The following is a 21,467-nucleotide window of genomic DNA, read 5'->3' as shown; positions in this document are numbered from 1 at the left end:
CGTGCCGGTGACGCGGGCGGCTGCTGAAGCGCGGGGAAGCGTGGCCGCGGCACCGGCCGGGCCGCCGCGCTGCGGACCGCCGCCGACGGCGTCCGCCCGCGGTCATCCCGGCGCCGGCCGACCGTCCGTCCCGGCGCTGTCGCCGGCGAGGTGGGGTCCGAGGCGGGCCAGGGAGCGAATGCGCGGTATCGGTGAGGGGAGCAGCCACAGCAGCGACAGCGCTCCTCCCACGGCGGCCGTGACCAGGGTCGTCCTGAGCCCGACGGCGGTGGCCAGCACGCCTCCGACGAGGGCGCCGACGGGGCGGATGCCGTAGTTGACCGTGCTGAAGGCGCCGGCCACGCGACTGCGCATGCCGTCCGGTATGACCGCGGTCTGCAGGGAGTTGAGATTGACGTCGAACAGCATGACGCCGATCCCGGCGAGGAATTCCGCGAGACCCAGCGTCCCCGCCCGGGCCCACGGGGGACCGCCGGCTGCGGCGGCCACGGCGAGGGGGGCCGGGAACAGCACCGCGCCGACCGCGACGCTTCGCCCCAGGCCGATCCGGCGCGCGACCGCCGGGGCGATCACCGCGCCCAGGAGAGCCCCGGTTGATCCGATCCCGAAAGCCAGGCCGATGACCCCTGCGGACAGACCGAGCACGCGGTCGGCGAACAGCACGGTCAGACCGGTGCCCGTCAGGAAGGTGAAGAAGTTGACGGTCGTCGCGCAGCCGAGACTCGCTCGCAGTACGGGGTGACGGACGATGAACGCCAGTCCTTCCCCGGCACGGCGCAGCAGGGAGGAGTTCGCCTGCTCACCGCCGGCGGCCCCGGGTTCGTCCACCTTGATCGGTCCCACGAGGGCGGCCGAGACCAGGTAGGTCAGGGCGTCCGCGATCACGGCGACGGGCGCGGTGACGGCCTGGACGAGCGCCCCGCCGAGGGCGGGGCCCGCGACGTAGGAGGCGGACCGGCTGGCGCTGAGCTTGCTGTTGGCGTCGACGTAGGACGAGCGCGGCACGAGGTGCGCGAAGAAGGGTGGGTAGGCCGTGTTGAACAGCACCCCTGCGGCTCCGGTCAGCAGCGCGACCGCGTAGAGCTGGACGAGCGTCACACCGCCGGCCAGGTATGCGGTCGGCAGGGTGAGCAGCAGGCAGGCGCGAGCCAGGTCGGCGAGGACCATCAGGCGGCGCTTGCGCGCTCTGCGATCGACCCAGGCGCCCAGCACGATGGCGAGGAGGTTCGGCGCCCAGGCGAGCGCGGTCAGCCACGCGACCTCGTTGGCCGAGGCGTGGAGAGCCCCCACGGCGATCAGGGGTAACGCCAGTTCGGAGATGCGGTCACCGAACTGGGACACCGACTGTCCCGCCCAGAAGCGGACGAACCGCCGGTCCCGCCACAGCGACGGCGGCGGGAGGCTCATGCGTTTTCGCCGGTCTGCTCGTCGGCGCCTTCCGGAAGGTGGTAGCGCAGGAACCGGACACCGCGGGCGTCGCCCGGCCGCTCCTCCGGGTCGCGCATCACGTAGGGGGCGAGGACGCTCTCGATCGCGTCCTCGATGGCCGCCAGTTCTTCGGCGGACACCATCACGCGGGTGTTGGCCAGCCCGGCGAGCCTGCGCCACTTCGGATCCAGTCCGGGTTCGGTCTCGGCGATCCACCTGAGCGGCAGGTCGGCGGAGCGGACGAACATCTCCCGGGACAGCACACGCGCGGCCGACTCGCCTTCCGCGTCCTCGGGTATCTCGAACCGGAAGCCCCGGGCAGCGGCTTCCCACCGTCGCTCCCGGCGGTCCGTGCCGGCCTCGGCGTCGCGGACGAGTGCGAAGCCCGCCAGATGGCGCAGATGCCAACTCGTCACCGACGGAGTCGCTCCGACGTGCGGTGACAGCTGCGTGGCCGTCGCCGGGCCGTGCCGTTGGAGGCGTTCGAGGATGGCGAGCCGTACGGGGTGCGCCAGCGCCCGCATGGCTTTCGGGTCGGTTATCTCGAGATCGCCCAGGCGATTGTCTCGGTCCATGACCTGAGAGTGTTCTCTCACGATGTGTGAGAGTCAACTCTCATACATGGAAACGGAGATGAGTCGACTGAGACTGGTCCTGTGGAAGTCCACCGGGGGCGTCGCCCGGTCGGCGGCCGGCCTCGACGGCGGCGGCGATTCACTCCGAAAGGGGGCAAGGCGCAGGATGCGACCCCGCCCTGTCAGACAAACGCCGTCCGCCTGAGACGATCCCCCGTGTCGCCCCAGACGGACGGCAGCTCTGAACGGACTCCGCGCACGGCGGAGCCCCTGCGTCCGAGTATAGTTGGCTGGCAGCCAGTCAACGCAGGAGTTACAGGATGTCCCCGCGCAGCGCCTCGGTCAATGAAGAGTTGCGGCGGCGTTCCCGGGAGCGGCTTCTGCAGGCCGCGGTCGAACTGGTCGACGAGCACGGGTTCGAGGCCACCACGCTGGCCGACATCGCGGACCGGGCGGGCTCGGCGCGCGGGCTGGTGTCGTACTACTTCCCGGGCAAGCGCCAGCTCGTCCAGTCGGCAGTGCACCGGCTGATGCACCGCACGCTGGAGGAGGCACTGGAGCGGGAGCCGCGGACGGAGGACGGCGGCGAACGCCTCGCCCGCGCCATCGACGCGATACTGGGCCTCGCCCACGACCACCCGGTGCTCATGCGCCAGCACATGGCCGGCCTGCTCCAGGCCGAGGGCTTCGTGCAGTGCCCGGAGCAGCGGCGGCTGTCCGAGCTGCTGAGCGACACGGTCTCCCGGCACGGCTCGGCGGATGTGACGGCCGACTACCCGATGCTGCGGGCCACGCTCATGGGCGCGGTGTTCGCGGCGCTGGTGCCCGGGGTGCCGATGCCGGTCCCGACGCTGCGGGCCGAGCTGTTCAGGCGGTACCGGCTCGGCTGGGAGCTGGGCACGCCCCCGGGCAGCGGTCCGGACGCCGCGGCGGCGGCCCCGTGCCAGGACCTGTCACGCTTCTTCGCGACCGGGGAGCGGCCCGGGCCGGCGGTGCCCGGGAAACCCGCCGAGCAGGGCACGCGCCGGGGGCGGACCGAGCGGACGGCACCGGAGAAGCCGGTCCAGTAGGCCGCACCTCGGTAGCAGACCGAGCGGAGGCAACCTGAGAAGCCGGTCCAGTAGGCCGCACCCCCGTAGCAGACCGAGCGGACGCAACCTGAGAAGCCCGTCCAGTAGGCCGCACCCCCGTAGCAGACCGAGCGGACGCAACCTGAGAAGCCCGTCCAGTAGGCCGCACCCCCGTAGCAGACCGAGCGGACGGCACCTGGGAGGACGGTCGAGCCACGCCCCGTAGCAGCGGTGTCGGCGGCACCCGGAGGCGGTGCGTACGCGGGCCGGTGCCCAGGTCACTCTCCCGGCCTCTGCCGCCCCGGACCGGGTGGTGCCATGCTGGAGCCGTCCGCACACTTTTCTCCTTCGGGGCAGGGAGTATCGCCGTGCTGCGTGTCGCCGTCGTCGGTTCCGGGCCGAGCGGGTGCTACACCGCCCAGAACCTGGTCCAGCTCGATCCCGAGGTCCGGGTGGACGTGCTGGACCGGCTGCCGTGCCCCTACGGCCTGGTGCGGTACGGCGTCGCCCCGGACCACGAGAAGATCAAGTCCCTGCAGGGCAGCCTGCGCGCGGTCCTGGAGCACGACCGGGTGCGGTTCCTCGGCGGAGTCCGGGTGGGCGGCCCGGGCGGCCTGCCCGTGGAGCGGCTGCGCGAGCTGTACGACGCGGTCGTGTACTGCGTGGGCGCCGCGGCGGACCGCCGGCTGGGCATCCCCGGCGAGGAGCTGCCGGGGAGCTGGTCGGCGACCGAGTTCGTGTCCTGGTACAGCGCCCATCCGGACGCGGCCGACGCCGGGTTCGTGCGCGGGGTGCGGTCGGCCGTGGTCATCGGGGTGGGCAACGTGGCCGTGGACGTCACACGGATGCTGGCGCGCGGCCCCGGCGAGCTGCGCCCGACGGACATGCCGCAGGCGGCGCTGGACGCGCTGGCGGCGAGCGGGGTCGCCGAGGTGCACATGGTCGGCCGGCGCGGCCCCTCGCAGGCCCGTTTCACCACCAAGGAGCTGCGCGAGCTGGGCGGCCTGCCCGGCACCGAGGTGTCGGTGGACGCGGACGAACTGGCGCTGGACCCCGGCTGCGCCGACCCGGCGGCACTGCCGGCCGTACAGCGGCGCAACGTGGAGGCGCTGCGCGGCTGGGCGGCGGGCCGGCCCGGCGGGGCCGACCGCCGGATCCGCCTGCGGTTCTTTCTGCGGCCGGTGGAACTGCTCGCGCGGGACGGCCGGGTGGGCGCCGTGCGCTTCGAACGGACCTCGCCGGACGGCCACGGGGGCGTGACGGGCACGGGCCGCTTCGAGACGGTGGCGGCCCAGCTGGTGCTGCGGTCGGTCGGCTACCGCGGAGTGCCGCTGGAGGGGCTGCCGTTCGACGCGGCGAGCGGCACCGTGCCGAACCGGCAGGGGCGCGTGCTGCGCGAGGGCGCCACCTCAGCGGGCGAGTACGTCGCCGGATGGATCAAACGCGGCCCGACGGGGGTCATCGGCACCAACCGGCCCTGCGCCAAGGAGACGGTGACCTCCCTGCTCACTGACGCCCCAGCGCTCGTGCGCGACCGGACGCCCGACGATCCGCTGCCGGTGCTGCGGGCGGCCGGGGTCGAGCCGGTGCCGTGGACCGGCTGGCTCGCCATCGAGCGCGCCGAGGCCGAGCTGGGCGCGCGACTGGGGCGGGGCGTGGTGAAACTGGCCGACTGGGACGCCCTGCTGACGGCGGCCCGCACCGGGTAGCGGAGTCGACGGCGCCCCGGGGGGCATGACACACACCGGCAACACCGCAGAAATCAACAAACTGTTCAAGGCCCTTACGGTCTCGTGCTGTCCGGATGCCACTCCCCCACCCGCCGCTCTGGAGTCCCCATGTCCACGACCGCAGCAGAGATACACCCCGTCGACGAGGTGCCGCCGGCGCGGCAGCTCGCCGCCTTCGGCCTCCAGCACGTGCTCGCGATGTACGCGGGCGCCGTAGCGGTGCCCCTGATCGTGGGCGGCGCGATGAAGCTGTCGCCGGCCGACCTGGCCTATCTGATCACCGCCGACCTCCTGGTGTGCGGCATCGCCACACTGATCCAGTGCGTCGGCTTCTGGCGGTTCGGTGTGCGGCTGCCGATCATGCAGGGCTGTACGTTCGCTGCCGTGTCGCCGATGGTCCTCATCGGCACGACGGGCGGCGGACTGCCCGCCGTCTACGGCTCGGTGATCGTCGCGGGTCTGGCGATCATGCTGCTCGCGCCGGTCTTCGGCCGGCTGCTGCGCTTCTTCCCGCCGCTGGTCACGGGCACCGTGATCCTGATCATCGGCCTCTCGCTGCTCCCGGTCGCGGGCAACTGGGCGGCGGGCGGCGCCGGCGCGAAGGACTTCGGAGAGCCGCGGAACCTGGCACTGGCGGCCTTCGTACTCGCGGTGGTGCTGGGCGTGCAGCGCTTCGCGCCCCCGTTCCTGAGCCGCATCGCCGTCCTCATCGGGATCGTCGTCGGCCTGGCGGTGGCCGTGCCCCTCGGGTTCACCGACTTCGGCGGCGTCGGCGACTCGGACTGGGTGGGCATCAGCACCCCGTTCCACTTCGGGGCACCGGAGTTCAGGGCGTCGGCGATCGTGTCGATGCTGGTGGTGGCGATGGTGACGATGACGGAGACGACCGGCGACCTGATCGCGGTGGGTGAGCTGACGGAGCGGCGGGTGGAGCCGCGCTCCCTGGCCGACGGGCTGCGCGCGGACGGCCTCTCGACCGTGCTCGGCGGCGTCTTCAACACCTTTCCGTACACGGCGTACGCGCAGAACGTGGGGCTGGTCGGGATGACCCGGGTGCGCAGCCGGTGGGTGGTCGCGGCGGCCGGCGGCATGCTCGTGCTGCTCGGTCTGCTTCCCAAGCTGGGAGCGGTGGTCGCGGCGATTCCGGCGCCGGTGCTCGGCGGGGCGGGCCTGGTGATGTTCGGCAGCGTCGCGGCGAGCGGTCTGCGCACGCTGGCCCGCGTCGACTTCAGGGGCAACGACAACCTGACCGTGGTGGCCGTCTCGGTGGCGGTCGGCATGCTGCCGGTGGGTGTGCCGACGGTCTACGCGAAGTTCCCGGACTGGTTCCAGACGGTGATGAACAGCGGCATCAGCGCGGGGTGCCTGACGGCGGTCGTCCTGAACCTGCTCTTCAACCACCTGCCGGGCCGCTCCGGCTCGGCGGCGGCCGGGGCCGGAGCGGAGGCCGGCGCCGGTGCCGGGGCCGACGCCGGGCGGGGCGCCGGGGCCGGAGCGGGGACCGAGGGCGGCTCGCCGCCGGCCGAAGGCGGCGAGGAGGGGGCCGGGCGCACGGCCCTCGGCACGGCGTGAGTCCGTGACCCGGGCGGCGGCCCACACCGCCGCCCGGGTCACTTCCCGTCGAACTCGGCACGGCTCCCGGCAGACGTCCAGGTGACCGAAAAACGACCACCGGAGGCGTTGACCAGAAAGCGCTTACCCCATACGTTCCCGTTCATCAACGTGACCGTCCGGCCCGGCAGTTGCGGCCCGACAGCCACGAGAGCACCCATGCGCGTTCCACATGGCGTACGTCATTCACGTACACAAACCGACCCCCACTCGAAGGGACGCACCCGCATGCGCAAGCGACACCTCACCGGAGCGGCGACGGCCGCCGTCGCCCTCGCGGCCACGGCCGTGCTCGCACTGCCCCAGGCGGCCGGCGCGGCCGACACCGCACCCATCGGCTTCGGCGCCGGCACCACGGGCGGCGGCGGCGCCACGGCGGTGACCGTCTCCACGCCCGACGCCTTCAAGGCGGCCGTCGCCGGCGGTTCGGCCAAGGTCGTGAAGGTGAACGGGCTGATCTCGCTGAGCGGTCAGATCGACATCGGTTCCAACACCACGGTCCTTGGCGTCGGTTCGTCCTCCGGATTCACCGGCGGCGGACTGCGCCTGAAGAAGGTCACCAACGTCGTCGTCCGCAACCTCAACCTCAGCAAGGCCGTCAAGACCGACGCGATCACCGTGCAGGCCTCGACGAAGGTGTGGATCGACCACAACACCCTGTCCTCGGACCGCGATCACGGCAAGGACTACTACGACGGCCTGGTCGACATCACCCACGGCTCCGACTACGTGACCGTCTCCTGGAACACCTTCAAGGACCACTACAAGGGCTCGCTCGTGGGCCACAGCGACAGCAACGCGAGCGAGGACACCGGACACCTGCGGGTGACGTACCACCACAACTGGTTCGACAACGTCAACTCCCGCATTCCCAGCCTGCGTTTCGGCACCGGGCACTTCTACGACAACTACGTCATCGGCGCCGAGACCGCCGTGCACTCGCGGATGGGCGCCCAGATGCTGGTCGAGAACAACGTCTTCCGCGACACCGCCGTCGCCGTCACCACCAGCCGGGACAGCGACGTGGACGGTTACGCCAACCTGCGCGGCAACGACCTCGGCGGAGCCGCGACCGAGATCTCCCGGACCGGCACCTTCACCAGCCCGCCGTACGGCTACACCGCCGAGCCCGCGTCCGGGGTCGCCGCCTCGGTGACGGCCGGCGCCGGCGCCGGACGGATCTGACCACCCTCCCCCCACTCGCAGGAAGGCAATCGGGACATGAGCTCAACGGCACTCACGCGCACGGGATCGGGCCGCGCGCTGCTCGGCGGACTCGCCGCTCTCGGCCTGTCGCTTGGCATGATCATGACTAGCGGGCCGACGGCGGACGCCGCGGCCTGGCCCTCGGCCAACGGCAGTCAGGCGGTGACGTCCACCATCTCGGTATCCGGCACCAAGGACTACGGGATGAAGCGCCTGTACGGTTCCGGGGACCTCGGCACCGGCGGCCAGGACGAGGACCAGGGGCCCATCCTGGAACTCGCGCCCGGCGCGGTGGTCAAGAACGTCGTCATCGGCTCGCCGGCCGCGGACGGCATCCACTGCCTGGGCAGCTGCACGCTGCAGAACGTCTGGTGGGAGGACGTCGGCGAGGACGCGGCCACGTTCCTCGGCTCCTCGTCCTCCAACGTCTACAGCGTCACCGGCGGCGGAGCCAAGGAGGCCAGCGACAAGGTGTTCCAGTTCAACGGCGCCGGGACGCTGAACGTCTCGAACTTCGCCGTGCGGAACTTCGGCACCTTCGCCCGCTCGTGCGGGAACTGCAAGACGCAGTACAAGCGCACGGTCAACCTGAACTACGTCGAAGCGACGTACAAGGGCAGCAAGCTCGTCGGCATCAACACCAACTACGGCGACAGCGCGACCCTGAAGAACATCACGATCGTCGGGGACAGCGGCAAGAAGATCGTCCCGTGCCAGAAGTACATCGGCAACAACACGGGCAAGGAGCCGTCGACGAACGGCTCGGGCGCCGACGGCACCTACTGCAGGTACTCGTCCTCGGACATCACCTACAAGTGAGCGCCCGCAGGGTGTGAGGAGCCGCCGTCCCGCCGGGGCGGCGGCTTCGCACGTACGGGCGCGGGCCTACCGCGCACGCCCCCGCGATCCCAGCAGGGCGGACAGTTCCCGCTGGTAGTCCGCGTACGCGGCGCGCAAAGCCTCTCCCGGCCAGTCGGCTGGCAGCAGGCCGGCCGGCAGGACGGGGTCGGCGAGCAGGTGGCGCACGGCGGCCGCGAAGGCGGTGAGGCGGTCGGCCGGCCGGCGGGCCGCGGTCGCGTGGGCGAGCAGGGCGCGCGCCGTGGCGGCCCACTCCTCCAGGGGCCACAGCCGGGCGGCCAGATCCCGCGGGTCACCGTCGGGGCTCGCGGTGTACGACAGCGTCACGCGCGTGAGGCCGTCGGGCAGCGGCCGGTCCAGGTTGGCCGGGCGCAGCCACACGCCCTCGCGGAGTTCGGCCAGTCGCAGGGCGGTCAGACGGGTGCGCAGATCGGCCCGCTCCGCGGGACCGCGTCCCGTCGCCGTGATCACCAGCATCTCCCAGTCGCCGTGCCACGCGCGCGTGCGAGGGCGCAGCGCCTCGTCCTGACGGCGCTGACGGGCCAGCAGCCGGTCGCTGAGCCGGTAGACGGCGTCCGTACGCCGGAGGTCGCCCGCCGCCACCATGCGGCTGAGCGCCGCCCGCAGCGTGGAGCCGCCCACGCCGAACGGCTCCACCAGACCGACCAGGTCTTTCACCGGCAGCTCGGGCGGGTGCGCCCCCAGAAGCAGGCTGAGCACGACCGACCGCGCGGACAGCGGCCGCAGCGTGGCTCCGCCCGGTTCGGCTGACACGTTCATGCGCATGGGCACACACTGTACGGAGACTTCTTGTTGCATCATTGCTACAGCCGCACCGAGAGTGCAACATGGCTTCATGGTCTCGACATCCGCGCAGCCGCAGCCTCAGCAGCAGTACGCCACCCACGACGTCACCAACCAGGCCCCGCCCCTCGCTCCGTACGACGCCTCGGAGGACCGGGCGCTCCTGGAGGGCCTGCGCCGGGAGGGCGCCGGCTGGGCCGAGGACGGCCTGAGACGGCTGGGGCGGCAGGCCGGAAGCGCGGAGGCACAGGAGTGGGGCGAGCTGGCCAACCTGCACGAGCCGCGGCTGCGCACCCACGACCGCTACGGCCACCGGGTCGACGAGGTCGAGTTCCACCCCAGCTGGCACCACCTGATGCGCACGGCGGTCGCCGAGGGCCTGGCCGGCGCTCCCTGGGCGGACGACCGCACCGGCGCCCACGTGGCCCGCACGGCGGGCGGCCTGGTGTGGGGGCACACGGAGGCCGGGCACGGCTGCCCGACCTCGATGACGTACGCCGCCGTGCCCGCGCTGCGCGCCCAGCCGGACCTCGCCAAGGTCTACGAGCCGCTGCTGACCAGCCGCGAGTACGACCCCGAGCTGCGCGTCCCCACCGGGAAGCCCGGGCTGCTCGCCGGGATGGGCATGACCGAGAAGCAGGGCGGTTCCGACGTCCGCACCAACACCACCGTGGCGACGCCCACCGCGGAGGCGGGCGTCTACACGCTGCGCGGGCACAAGTGGTTCACCTCGGCGCCCATGTGCGACGTCTTCCTGGTGCTCGCGCAGGCGCCGGGCGGTCTGTCGTGCTTCCTGGTGCCGCGCGTGCTGCCGGACGGCAGCCGGAACACGTTCCGCATCCAGCGCCTGAAGGACAAGCTCGGCAACCGGTCCAACGCCTCCTCCGAGCCGGAGTTCGACCGGACGGTGGCCTGGCTGGTCGGGCCGGAGGGCCGGGGGGTGAAGACGATCATCGAGATGGTCAACTGCACCCGGCTGGACTGCGTGATGTCCTCGGCCACCCTGATGCGCAAGACACTCGTCGAGGCGGGCCATCACGCGCGCCATCGCAGCGCGTTCGGCGCCCGGCTGATCGACCAGCCGCTGATGCGCAACGTCCTGGCCGACCTCGCGCTGGAGTCGGAGGCGGCGACCACGCTCACCCTGCGGCTGGCCGGCGCCGCGGACCGGGCCGTGCGCGGGGACGCCGGGGAGCGGGCCTTCCGGCGGATCGCCACCGCCGTCGGCAAGTACTGGGTCACCAAGCGGGGTCCCGCGTTCACCGCGGAGGCCCTGGAGTGCCTGGGCGGCAACGGGTACGTCGAGGAGTCGGGGATGCCCCGCCACTACCGGGAGGCCCCGCTGCTGTCCATCTGGGAGGGCTCGGGCAACGTCAACGCGCTCGACGTGCTGCGCGCCCTGGGGCGGGAACCGGACACCGCCGAGGCCCTGTTCGGCGAACTCGCCCTCGCGCACGGGGCGGACGCCCGGCTTGACGCCGCGGTGGCCGGACTGCGGGCGCAGTTGGCCGAGACCGGGCAGGTGGGCGCCCGCCGGCTGGTCGAGCGGATGGCGCTCGCGCTGCAGGCGTCCCTGCTGGTCCGGTACGCCCCGCACCCGGTGGCGGACGCCTTCTGCGCGACCCGGCTGGGCGGCGACTGGGGGCACTCGTTCGGCACGCTGCCCGCCGGAACCGGCCTGGACGCGATCCTGGAGCGGGCCCTGCCCGACGTGGGCTGAGCCCCGCCCGGGCCCGGGGTCACGGGCTCCCCGCCGTGGCCGGTGACAGCCGACGGATCGCACACAGTCAGCGCGTGCTCGCGCTTCGTTGTCGGTGCCGTGGTGCAGACTCGCGATCAGGTGCCACTCGTCTGGGGGAGGGGATCGTGTTCACCGGGATCGACGAGGTCGACTGGGCCTCGCTGCGGCACGCGCACGGGAGCGCACGGGAGGTGCCCGGGTGGCTGCGCGGACTGGCGTCCACGGACGCCGCCGAGCGGCAGACCGCGCTGGACGGCATGTACGGCACGGTGCACCACGAGGGGAACGTGTACGACTCGACGCTCGCCTGCGTTCCCTTCCTGTTCTCGCTCGCCGCCCGCGAGGCGGTGCCGGAGCGGGGCTGCATCGTGGAACTGCTGGTCAGCATAGGGGCGGAGAGCGGGGACGCACGGGCGCGCGAGGCGGTCCGGGCGGACGGCGAGGTCTTCGTGTCGCTGCTCGGGGATCCGGACCCGGGGGTACGGCGGGCGGCGGCCGGCGCGATGGTCCGGTTCGTCGACGACCCGGGGCGCGTGCTGGAGCTGTTGCGGCAGCGGATACCCGTCGAGCGGGACGGCCGGGTGCTGCTCGCCCTCACCGAGGCCGTCGGTGTGTTCGTGCGCCGGTACCCGGCGCGGGCCGACGCGGTGGACCTGCTGGTGGCGCAGAGCGCTCCGCCGCACGACCCCGGGCTGCGTCTCGCGGCGCTCGGCCAGCTGGCGCTCGGCGCCCCGGGCAGGCTCCCCGGCGACCTGGTGCCGACGGCCGTCCGGTTGCTGCGGGAGCGGTCCGCCCGCCGTGCCCGCGTCCCGGACCGCTCCGCCAACGACACCCTGGTGGGCCGATTACGGCGGCTGCGCCCTTCGGACGAGGAGGGCGCCCGGCTGCTGCGCACGCTGCACACCGCGCTCGGCGATCGGACCGGCGACCGGATCGACCTGCTGGGCGGGCAGTTGACCAGTCCCGACCCGGTCGACCGGGGCAACGCCGTATGGATGGCGGCGGTGCTGTTCCGCGGCTGGCGGGCCGACTTCGCCCGGCCGGTGGCCCTGGTCGGCGGTCAACTGGGCTCGGAGGAGGAGTGGTTGCGGGACGCGGCGGTCTCCGTCCTGTCGGAGCTGTTCGGCCTGGCCGCTCCCGCGGCGGACGACCTGCACGCGCTGGTGGCCTCCCGGCCCGATCTGTGGACCCACCGCTGGGAGCGCGGCTCCCCCACCGTGGGCGGCGCGCTCAAGGCACTCGCCCGCAGCGGTGATCCGCGGGCCGTGCCGGTGCTGGCCCAGGTGCTGGCCGGTCCGGTGGTGCCCGGGGGCCTGGGGGACGAGATCGCGCATCTGGGCCCGGCCGCCGCTCCCCTCGCTCCCGCCCTGCGGCACCGACTGGGGTGGATTCCGCTGGACTCACCGGCCGCGGACACCCGGGCGGCACCGCTGCTGACGGCGCTCGGGGCCATCGGGGACGTGGACGCGGTGCCGGAGGTGCTGCGGCTGCTGAACGGGGCCCCGGACGGCCTCGGGGTCCGGGACAAGATCGCCGGACAGACCGTCGCGACACTGGACGCCCTCGGCGCCGCCGGCCGGGCGGCACCGGTCCTGCGCGCACTGCTGCACACACGGCACGCGGCCGCGGCGGCGGGCGCGCTGTGGTCGGCCGACGGCGACGCCCCGGCCGTGCTCCCCGTGCTGGTACGGGAGCTGAGACAGGGCGAGCCAGGGGTCCGCCGGCTGGCCGCACGGCAGTTGGCCAGGCTCGGCCCCGCGGCTCGTCCGGCCCTGCCGGAGCTCCGCCGTGCGGCGGCATCCGGGCAGGCCGGGCTGCGCACCCACGCCGCGTGCGCGCTGTGGCACGTGGGCCGGGACCCCGAACCCGTGCTGCCGGTGCTCCGGGCCGCCTGGTCGGAGAGTCCCGGCGCCCGCGGCCCGATCGCCCGGTGCCTCGCCGCGATGGGCCCGGCGGGCATGCCGCTGCGGGACCTGGTGAGCGCGGAACTGACCGCCCCACGACGCCACACGGCACGCACCGGCGGCCACGGCGGCCGTGCGATCGCCGAGGACGAGACCCTGCGCGGCCTCTGCGAGGAGGTACTGGCCCGCCAGACCAGGTCCTTGTGAACCCCGTGCGGCCCATGCGGCAGGTCAAGTCCTCGTGAACCCTTCCGGCCCATGCGGGAGGGCGGGGCCCTGGGCCGGTGCGTTGTCCGGGGCTCGAGAAGCCTTCAGTGGGTCGACGTGGGGTGCGGAGCATCGGGGGCTTCGGGCCGACGTGCCCTGCCGGGCTCTGAGGCAGGGTCAGCGCGGGGTCCCAGGGAGTGCTGGGCCGACGAAAGGTGCCGAACGCCGGGGTTCCTCGGCCGACGGAGCGTGCCGGACACCAAGTTCTCGTCGGCCGCCGGGACGTGCGGCGCGCCCGAGTTGGCTTCCTACGTGCGAACGCCGAAGGGCTGTCGGTCGGCCGCGACGGCGGGACGCCGGAAGCCCGCGAGCCCGTGAGCCGACCGCGATGAGCGCTACGCCCGGGCCCTGTGGGCCGGCTCCACCCGCGGGACACCCGGGGCCCCGTGGGCGGCTCCACCCGCAGGACACCCGGGCCCCGTGGGCGGCTCAACCCGCAGGACACCCGGGCCTCGCGGGCGGCACGTCCTGCGAGGCGCCGGGAGCCCGTCAGTGGGTCGGCGTGGGGTGCGGGGCCCCCGGGCGTTCCCGGCCGTGTTTTGGTGCGGTCGAGGGCGTCACCACGTCTTCCGTCCCCACTGCGGACCCAGTCGGGCCCACTCCGCGTCCCAGTCGTCCATGCGGCGGCGTTCCAGCCGGCCGCGGAGGGCGAGTCCTCCGACGAAGGGGACGGCGGCGGCGCTCAGCCCGACCAGGCCGCCCATGAGGACGGCGCGGAAGGCTGCCTCGGAGGCGGTGGCCGGGCGGCTGACGAGGTGACCCCGCGGGTCGGTCCACACGGTGACCGGGCTGCCGGCCGCGCTGCCCGGCGCGACCCGCGCCTGGCCGGTGTGCGCCGAGCCGTCGGCGGCGGTCCAGCGCACCTCCGCCCAGACCCGCTCGGCGCCGGAGGTCTCGGAGGCGGACCTTCCGGGGGCCTTGGCGACGACGCGGGCCACGGCCGGTCGCCAGGCGGCGCGTTCCCGGGCCAGGCCGTCGTCCACCGATCGGGCGGCGGCGAGTCCGGCCGACACCCCCGCCAGGACGGTCAGCAGCCAGGCGGCGAGCACCACCCAGGCCTCCAGTACGTCGGCCCGGCGTCGCAGCGGATTGCGCCGCCAGCGCCACAGCCACACCTTGGGACCACGGAACGCCTTCAAAGGCATCCTCCTCACGAGCGCACCGACAGGCCGGACCGCACTCCCATACGGGCGCGGCCGCCCCGTTGCTCACGACGAACCGTCTCCCCGACGGTCGCACGAGAGCCCCCCTCCGCGCAGGCGCATGACGCAACGCATCGGCGCCGGTCCGCGCGACGGGCCGACCTCACCGCTGTGACCTGCGACGACACGGTGTCCAGGGGTGACTGTCAGTGGTGGGGTGCAGACTGGCCGGTATCTGACGACTACCTGGACGACGATGTCCCGGAGGTGACCGGCATGACCGAGGTCCTGCTCGCCGTGGGTACCCGAAAGGGCCTGTTCATCGGGCGGAGGCGAGGTGGCGGCTGGGAGTTCGACGAGACTCCCTACTTCAACGCGCAGGCGGTCTACTCGGTCGCCATCGACACCCGGGGGGACCGCCCCCGGCTGCTGGCGGGCGGCGACAGCGCGCACTGGGGTCCCTCGGTGTTCCACTCCGACGACCTGGGCCGCACCTGGACCGAACCGGCCCGGCCCGCCGTCAAGTTCCCCAAGGACACCGGCGCCTCCCTGGAGCGGGTCTGGCAGCTCCACCCGGCCGCCGCCGAGCCGGGCGTGGTGTACGCGGGGACCGAACCGGCCGCGCTGTACCGCTCGGAGGACCGCGGGGAGAGCTTCGAGCTGGTGCGCCCGCTGTGGGAGCACCCGACCCGTTCCCGGTGGGTGCCGGGCGGTGGCGGCGAGGGGCTGCACACGGTGCTCACCGACGCGCGCGACCCGCGGGCGGTGACCGTGGCCGTGTCCACCGCCGGGGTGTTCCGCACCCAGGACGGCGGTTCGAGCTGGGCGCCGTCCAACTCCGGTGTGTCCGCGGTGTTCCTGCCGGATCCCGACCCGGAGTTCGGCCAGTGCGTGCACAAGGTCGCGCGCGACGCGGCCGACCCGGACCGGCTGTACCTGCAGAACCACTGGGGTGTGTACCGCAGCGACGACGCGGGCGGGAAGTGGACCGACATCGGTGCGGGGCTGCCGTCGACGTTCGGCTTCGCGGTGGCCGCCCATCCGCACCGGGGCGGGACGGCGTACGTCTTCCCGATCAACGCCGACGCCGACCGGGTGCCGGCCGAGCGCCGCTGCCGGGTCTTCCGTACGGCCGACGCGGGTGAGAGCTGGGAGCCGCTGTCGAAGGGGCTGCCGTCCGAGGACCACTACGGCACCGTGCTGCGCGACGCGCTCTGCACGGACGACGCCGATCCGGCCGGGGTCTACTTCGGCAACCGCAACGGCGAGGTGTTCGCCTCGGCCGACGACGGCGACTCCTGGCGGCAACTGGCCTCCCATCTGCCGGACGTGCTCTGCGTACGGGCGGCCGTGATCGGCTGACACGGTCCGCCCCGTGCGGAGTGCGGGGGCGGAGTGCGGGGGCGGAGTGCGGGGGCGGAGTGCGGGGGCGGCGGCCGGCGGGGCGGCCGCCGGCCCGCCGGACCCGGTCGCGGCTTGATCGCCGACCGGTGCCCGGCAGTAGGGTGACGCCCGTGGCACCACGACCCCTGCATGAAATCGTCGAACCGGGCTGGGCGAAGGCCCTGGAACCCGTCGCCGGACGCGTCGCCGCGATGGGCGACTTCCTGCGCGCGGAGATCGCCGCGGGACGCACCTACCTCCCCGCCGGGCCCAACGTCCTGCGCGCCTTCCAGCAACCTTTCGACGACGTACGGATCCTGATCGTCGGTCAGGACCCCTATCCGACCCCGGGACACGCGGTCGGGCTCTCGTTCTCGGTCGCACCCGAGGTGCGTCCGCTGCCGCCGAGCCTGGTCAACATCTTCCGCGAGCTGAACAGCGACCTGGGACTGCCCCAGCCGTCCACCGGTGACCTCACACCCTGGACGCAGCAGGGCGTGCTGCTGCTCAACAGGGCGCTCACCACCGCACCGCGCAGTCCGGCCGCCCATCGCGGCAAGGGCTGGGAGGAGGTCACCGAGCAGGCGATCCGGGCCCTGGCCGGGCGCGGCAAGCCGCTGGTGTCGATCCTGTGGGGGCGGGACGCCCGCAACCTGCGTCCGCTGCTGGGGCGGCTGCCGGCCGTGGAGTCGGCGCACCCGTCGCCCATGTCGGCCGACCGCGGGTTCTTCGGGTCGCGTCCGTTCAGCCGTGCCAACGACCTGTTGATCGAGCAGGGCGGACAGCCGGTGGACTGGCGTCTGCCGTGACCGCCGCCGGTTTCCTGGCCGTGGACTCCGGGGGTTCCGGCCTCCGGGTCGCCGTCGGGGTGCCGGGGCGGCCGCCGTCGGCCCGGGGGGAGTCGCGGGAGCCGGTGCGTACCGGTGCCCGGGGCATCGATCCCGCGCACCTCATGGCGCAACTCCTGCCGCTGGCCCGGGAGCTGACCGCACGGGCCGGGCTCGACGAGCTGAGCACGGCCGTCGTCGGCGCCGCCGGGTTCGCCACCCTGGGCGACGCCCTGCGCGCCGAGCTGCCGGGCCTGCTCGTCCGCGAACTGGGCGTGCGGGCCGTGGCGCTCGCCGCCGACGCCGTGACGGCTTATGTGGGCGCCCTGGGACCTCGGCCGGGTGCGGTGGTCGCCGCCGGCACCGGTCTGATCGCGATCGGCACCGATCTGCGCCGCTGGCACCGGGCTGACGGCTGGGGACATCTGCTGGGCGACTGTGGCGGCGGGGCCTGGATCGGGCGGGCCGGTCTGGAGGCGGCGCTGCGCGCGCACGACGGCCGCGACGGAGGTTCCGCGGCGCTGCGGGCCGGCGCCGAGGAACAGTTCGGCCCGCTGCCCGGACTGCCCGGGCTGCTCTACCCACGCTCCGACCGCCCGGCGCTGCTCGCCTCGTTCGCGCCGCGGGTCGCGGCCTGCGCCCCGCACGACCCGGTGGCCGCCGGCATCCTGCGCGCGGCGGCCCGCGCCGTCGCCGAGTCCGCGGCGGCCGTCTGCCCGGCTTCCGGGGCGGCCGAAGTGGCACTCACCGGTGGCCTCTTCAACATGGGCGACCCGCTCCTCGTACCGGTGCGCGAGGAGTTCGCCGACCGGCTGCCGCGGGCCCGGCTGGTCCCGGCCGAGGGCGACCCGCTGCACGGCTGCGTGCGGATCGCGGGCGAGCTGGCGGCCGAACGGCTCACCCTTCCGGGTGAATCGGCCATGCTTCATATCGTCCGCACATAAGCGGATCGCCTGCTGTTCGTTCCGTCTGCCCGGCACGTGCCCGAAACACATGCCAAACGGGCGTAACTCATCAGACAAAAGCGGACGGATACCGCTCACCTGCACCCTCCCCGAACAGGGGAGCCCAAAGAGTTAGTAACATGCGGCGCCATGAGCTCCCCCACTGGGCCCGCGTCCGGCCTGCCAGTACGAATGCCGCGACCCCGCCAGCCCGGAAGGCACCGCCGACCGGAACCGCTGGTGGCTCCCGAGGGCGCGCCCGCGCTCGTCCTCGCGGTGCCCGGCGTGCCCAGCGCCGCCTCGCGCGGCCTCGCCGAGGAGGTCGTGAGCATCGCCCGCTCCGAGCTGCCCGGCCTGGACGCCCGCATCGGTTACCTGGACGGGGACGACGCCGAGTTCCCCAGCCTGCGCTCGGTGCTGACCGGCGCCGCCGAGGAGCGGACCGCGCGCTTCGAGCAGGCCCGCGCCGCCGGTGCCGACGTCAAGGAGCCCGACGGCCCGGTCGCCGTCGTCGTCCCGCTGCTGGCCGGTCCGGACAGCGCGCTGCTGCGCCAGGTCCGCCAGGCCGTGATGGACAGCCGGATCGCCGCCGAGCTGACCGACGTCCTCGGTCCGCACCCGCTGCTCGCCGAGGCGCTGCACGTGCGGCTGTCCGAGGCGGGCCTGGCCCGCGCCGACCGCGCCCGGCTGTTCACCGTGGCCACGGCCGCCGACGGCATCATTCTGGCCTCGGTGGGCGGCGAGGAGGCCGTGCAGGCGGCCGGCATCACCGGCATGCTGCTCGCCGCGCGCCTGGCCGTCCCGGTCATGGCGGCGGCGCTCGACCAGGAGGGCGCGATCACCTCGGTCGCCGCGGAGCTGCGTTCCTCCGGTTCCCAGCAGCTCGCCCTCGCGCCGTACCTGATCGGCCCCGAGATCGACTCGGCGCTGCTGGCCGCGGCCGCCGAGGAGGCCGGCTGCGCCACCGCGGAGGCGCTCGGCGCCTACCCGGCGATCGGCAAGCTCGCCCTCGCCAAGTACACGACCGCGCTCGGCATCGCCTCGCCGCAGCAGCAGGGCACGCCGGTCCGCTGACGCGACGGCACCCCCGTACGGCACAAGGGCCCGCTCCGTCACCGGAGCGGGCCCTTCGGCATGCGGCGGGACCGCGCGAGCGCCCGTTCAGCCGAAGACGACGCACGCGGCCGCGACGACCTCGACACAGCCGTCGTAGCGGGGAAGTCTCGTGCGCTCCCGGACGTCGAACCAGGTCACGTCTCCGGAGCGCTCGTTGGCGCAGTAGAGGAAGCCGTCGTGCTCGGCCAGCGCGCGGGGCCAGTGCCCGCCGCACGGCACCGTCCCCGCCAGCCTGAGGGCGTCGCCCTGGACGGCGAGCACGGACAGGACGTCCTCTCCGCGGGTCGCGGTCCACACGAAGCGGCCGTCCGGCGAGACCACGATGCCCGAGGGGTAGGCGTCGCCCGCCGGGGCGCCCGGCAGCACCGGGACCTCGGCCAGCGGCTTCAGGGAGCCGCCGTCCGCGTCCCAGAGGCACACGGTGACCGTCGGGGTGAGCTCGTTGAGCACGTAGGCGTGCTCGCCGTCCGGGTGGAAGGCCAGGTGGCGGGGGCCCGAGCCGGGGCGCAGCGCGATCTCGCGGTGCAGCGCCGGCACGCCCCCGTCGAGGGTGCACACCCGTACCGAGTCCGTGCCGAGGTCGACGCTCACGATCCACCGGCCGCCGGGGGCGGGCTGCACCTGGTGGGCGTGCGGGCCGCGCTGGCGGCGCTCGTGCGGGCCGGAGCCGGTGTGCCGCAGCACCCCGGAGGGCGCCGCGGCGAGGCTGCCGTCGGGGCGCAGCGGTACGGCGGTGACGCTGCCCGAGCCGTAGTCGGCGGTCAGCACGTGGCCGGCGTGCAGGGTGAGGTGGGTGGGCCCGCCCCCGACGGGAACGGGCGGCCCGACGGGTTCCGGCTTGTCCCCGCCGACGCGGTACGCGGCGACGGCTCCCTCGGCGGTCTCGCTGACCGCGTAGAGCATGTCGCCGTCCGGGGAGAGCGCCAGGTAGGAGGGGTCGGGCACGGTGCCGAGGCGGCCGGTGAGGGCGAGCGCTCCGGTGTCCGGGCGAACCTCCGCGGTGACCAGTCCGGGGCCGCCGGCCGCCGTGAACGACCCGATGAACGCCCTGTGCCGCCTGCCGACTGCTGCCACCGCTGTCCCCTCTCGGTCCGCGCCAGTGGTGCCGACGGTAGCAGTCGGTCACCGTCGGTCTAGACCAACAGGGGGCGTTTCCTCTCAGGCGCCGACGAGGCGTGAGCCGGAGGGCGCCCGTAGCGGCTCGGCCAGCTCGGCGAGCGCCCGCTCCAGGCCGTGCAGGTGGGCCAGGGCGGGCTCGGCCGGGGCCTCGGCGGGCCGGTGGACCTGCTCGAGGCCGCCGTCGGTGAGCGCCTCGACCGCGGCCTCCACCCGCCAGCAGGCGGCCGCCAGGCGGGCGTCGTGGGAGGCCTCGGGGTCGGCGGCGACCGCGACCAGTCCGCGGATCTCGCGGGCGCAGTCGTCGAGCAGGGCGAGCACCCGCCGCGCGCGCCGCTTGCGGCCGAGCATCGGGTTCAGCGGGTGCACGAGCGGGGCGACCGAGAGCCGAACCCGGCCGAGGAGCTGTTCCAGTTCGGCCACGCGCGGCGCCGGGTCGACCGCCGATCCGGCGAGCCGTGCGGCGGCCTCGGCGGTGCAGGCGTGCACGCAGCGCAGGGCGCGCTGGATCCAGGCGTCGGTGGTGGCGTGCGTGGTCACGGGCAGCACGAAGAGGACGGCGAGCGCGGCGCCGAGGGCGCCGACACCGGTCTCGGCCAGCCGCAGGGCGAGCAGGCCGGGGCTGAGGACGCCGAGAAGGCCGTACAGCGAGGCGGCGAGCACGGTCACCCAGAGCATCATCCAGGTGTAGGAGACGGCGGCCGTGTAGAAGATGCCGAAGACGGCGACCGCCACCAGGACGGCGGTGGGCACGGCCGCTCCGTGCACCGGCACGGCGACCAGGAAGCCCAGGCCGATGCCGATGACGGTGCCGAGGACCCGCCGGAAGCCGCGGACCAGTGTCTCGCCGCGCGAGGCGGTGTTCACGAAGACCCACCAGGTGGCGCCCACCGCCCAGTACCAGCGCTGTCCGGACATGAGCTGCCCGGCGACCAGGGCGAAGCCCGCGCCCGCGGTCGCCTGCACGGCCTGTCGTGTGGTCACCCGGGCCAGGCCGGCGCCGGCGGGCGGCGCGGGCACCGCGGCCGGGGGCAGCCGGCGCTCGTAGCACCACAGGCCGAAGCGCACGGCGGCCGCGCTGAGCACGGACAGCAGGACGGCGGCGTACAGCGCGGGGAGCTGTCCGGGCGTGGTGTGCAGGAACTGGGCCATGAAGAAGGTCATGAAGGCAAAGACGCCGAGGCTGTGGCCGCGCGGGCCCCAGCGGCGGGCGTACACGCCGGCGCCGACCACGGCGAGGAACACCAGGTCCCGCGCCACGGGGAAGTCGTGCAACTCGGCCGCGGCGGCGAGCACGGGCAGGCCGACGGCGGGCAGCAGGGCGGTGGTGACCGCCTGTCCGCGCACGGTGGCGTCGGCGACGGTGAACAGGGCGAGCAGCGCGGCGAGGCCACCGGTGACCGCGCCCGCCAGGGACTGCCCAGCCGCCCCGCACACGACGACCGCGAGCCCGATGCCGAGCACGGCCCGCGCGGCGAAGCGCAGCCGCGCCCGCCCCGGGTCCGCGGCGACGAACACCCTCTTCAGCACTGATCCCCTCCTTCGGCGCCCCGGGACGCCCGGAACACCTGGCACGCCGGACGGCACACCGGCACAGAAAAGGCGCCGCGGGGGTCCGCAGCGCCATCGACGTCTCCATGAGACCATCACCGAGGTCAGTGGCTCAAGTGTTGCCCTCATCACTGATCCAATGGCCCAGCGATCCGCCGGTGCGGGCAGGCCCCCGGAACACCAACGGACCAGGT

General features: G+C 74.1%; 17 protein-coding genes. 11 read left to right on the top strand and 6 right to left on the bottom strand.

Annotated elements, in window-relative coordinates:
* Window positions 1-102: 102 nt before the first annotated feature.
* Together ACFYU0_RS01235 and ACFYU0_RS01230 are read right to left on the bottom strand one after the other, a co-directional pair.
* Window positions 103-1,407, bottom strand: a complete 1,305-nt coding sequence (locus ACFYU0_RS01235) for an MFS transporter (protein WP_389296920.1) — start codon at window positions 1,405-1,407, stop codon at window positions 103-105.
* A complete protein-coding gene (locus ACFYU0_RS01230) occupies window positions 1,404-2,003 on the bottom strand; it encodes an ArsR/SmtB family transcription factor (RefSeq protein WP_389296919.1) in 600 nt (199 codons plus the stop codon). Before ACFYU0_RS01230 ends, ACFYU0_RS01235 begins: the two co-directional genes overlap by 4 nt.
* Before the next feature lie 320 nt (window positions 2,004-2,323).
* Here ACFYU0_RS01230 and ACFYU0_RS01225 point away from each other — a divergent pair, with 320 nt between their 5' ends.
* From ACFYU0_RS01225 to ACFYU0_RS01205, 5 genes are all read left to right on the top strand, one after another.
* A complete protein-coding gene (locus tag ACFYU0_RS01225; protein ID WP_389296917.1) occupies window positions 2,324-3,073 on the top strand; it encodes a TetR/AcrR family transcriptional regulator in 750 nt (249 codons plus the stop codon).
* Window positions 3,074-3,441: 368 nt separating this feature from the next.
* Window positions 3,442-4,782, top strand: coding sequence for an FAD-dependent oxidoreductase (locus ACFYU0_RS01220; RefSeq protein WP_389296916.1), 1,341 nt, complete (start codon window positions 3,442-3,444; stop codon window positions 4,780-4,782).
* Window positions 4,783-4,911: 129 nt separating this feature from the next.
* The gene (locus ACFYU0_RS01215; RefSeq protein ID WP_389296915.1) at window positions 4,912-6,375 is read left to right on the top strand and encodes a nucleobase:cation symporter-2 family protein; all 1,464 of its coding nucleotides are present in this window, start codon (window positions 4,912-4,914) and stop codon (window positions 6,373-6,375) included.
* 267 nt (window positions 6,376-6,642) lie between these two features.
* Entirely contained in the window at window positions 6,643-7,599 is a 957-nt protein-coding gene (locus ACFYU0_RS01210; protein ID WP_389296914.1) for a polysaccharide lyase family 1 protein, read from the top strand.
* A gap of 36 nt (window positions 7,600-7,635) precedes the next feature.
* On the top strand, window positions 7,636-8,439 hold the full coding sequence (locus ACFYU0_RS01205) for a pectate lyase (protein ID WP_389296913.1): 804 nt from the start codon (window positions 7,636-7,638) through the stop codon (window positions 8,437-8,439).
* A 66-nt stretch (window positions 8,440-8,505) separates the two neighbouring features.
* Here ACFYU0_RS01205 and ACFYU0_RS01200 read toward each other — a convergent pair whose 3' ends face one another.
* Window positions 8,506-9,264, bottom strand: a complete 759-nt coding sequence (locus tag ACFYU0_RS01200) for a PaaX family transcriptional regulator C-terminal domain-containing protein (protein ID WP_351660415.1) — start codon at window positions 9,262-9,264, stop codon at window positions 8,506-8,508.
* A 70-nt stretch (window positions 9,265-9,334) separates the two neighbouring features.
* Between ACFYU0_RS01200 and ACFYU0_RS01195 the strand changes: the two genes are divergently transcribed.
* Window positions 9,335-11,002: a DNA alkylation response protein gene (locus tag ACFYU0_RS01195; protein ID WP_389296911.1), complete on the top strand. Its 1,668-nt coding sequence runs from the start codon at window positions 9,335-9,337 to the stop codon at window positions 11,000-11,002.
* 146 nt (window positions 11,003-11,148) lie between these two features.
* Window positions 11,149-13,134 (top strand): HEAT repeat domain-containing protein, encoded by a 1,986-nt coding sequence (locus tag ACFYU0_RS01190; protein WP_389296909.1) that lies wholly within the window; start codon window positions 11,149-11,151, stop codon window positions 13,132-13,134.
* Between the two features lie 617 nt (window positions 13,135-13,751).
* Here the strand turns inward: ACFYU0_RS01190 and ACFYU0_RS01185 are convergent.
* Window positions 13,752-14,339 (bottom strand): hypothetical protein, encoded by a 588-nt coding sequence (locus tag ACFYU0_RS01185; protein WP_351660410.1) that lies wholly within the window; start codon window positions 14,337-14,339, stop codon window positions 13,752-13,754.
* A gap of 273 nt (window positions 14,340-14,612) precedes the next feature.
* On the opposite strand from ACFYU0_RS01185, the gene ACFYU0_RS01180 reads away from it, so the two are divergent.
* From ACFYU0_RS01180 to ACFYU0_RS01165, 4 genes are all read left to right on the top strand, one after another.
* Window positions 14,613-15,698 (top strand): WD40/YVTN/BNR-like repeat-containing protein, encoded by a 1,086-nt coding sequence (locus tag ACFYU0_RS01180; RefSeq protein ID WP_389296906.1) that lies wholly within the window; start codon window positions 14,613-14,615, stop codon window positions 15,696-15,698.
* A gap of 152 nt (window positions 15,699-15,850) precedes the next feature.
* Window positions 15,851-16,528 carry a uracil-DNA glycosylase gene (locus tag ACFYU0_RS01175; protein ID WP_389296904.1) on the top strand — a complete coding sequence of 226 codons (678 nt, stop codon included), beginning with the start codon at window positions 15,851-15,853 and terminating at the stop codon, window positions 16,526-16,528.
* The gene (locus tag ACFYU0_RS01170; RefSeq protein WP_389296902.1) at window positions 16,525-17,490 is read left to right on the top strand and encodes an N-acetylglucosamine kinase; all 966 of its coding nucleotides are present in this window, start codon (window positions 16,525-16,527) and stop codon (window positions 17,488-17,490) included. Before ACFYU0_RS01175 ends, ACFYU0_RS01170 begins: the two co-directional genes overlap by 4 nt.
* 150 nt (window positions 17,491-17,640) lie before the next feature.
* Window positions 17,641-18,564, top strand: coding sequence for a hypothetical protein (locus tag ACFYU0_RS01165; RefSeq protein WP_351660404.1), 924 nt, complete (start codon window positions 17,641-17,643; stop codon window positions 18,562-18,564).
* Window positions 18,565-18,651: 87 nt separating this feature from the next.
* Here ACFYU0_RS01165 and ACFYU0_RS01160 read toward each other — a convergent pair whose 3' ends face one another.
* Window positions 18,652-19,680, bottom strand: a complete 1,029-nt coding sequence (locus tag ACFYU0_RS01160) for a lactonase family protein (RefSeq protein WP_389296900.1) — start codon at window positions 19,678-19,680, stop codon at window positions 18,652-18,654.
* An 84-nt stretch (window positions 19,681-19,764) separates the two neighbouring features.
* Window positions 19,765-21,252, bottom strand: coding sequence for an FUSC family protein (locus ACFYU0_RS01155; RefSeq protein WP_351660401.1), 1,488 nt, complete (start codon window positions 21,250-21,252; stop codon window positions 19,765-19,767).
* Between the last annotated feature and the right edge of the window lie 215 nt (window positions 21,253-21,467).

This window comes from Streptomyces sp. NPDC003720, assembly GCF_042875075.1.
GTDB lineage: Bacteria > Actinomycetota > Actinomycetes > Streptomycetales > Streptomycetaceae > Streptomyces.
Note: the sequence above shows the minus strand (reverse complement) of the source record. Positions and strands in the feature narration are given on the sequence as shown.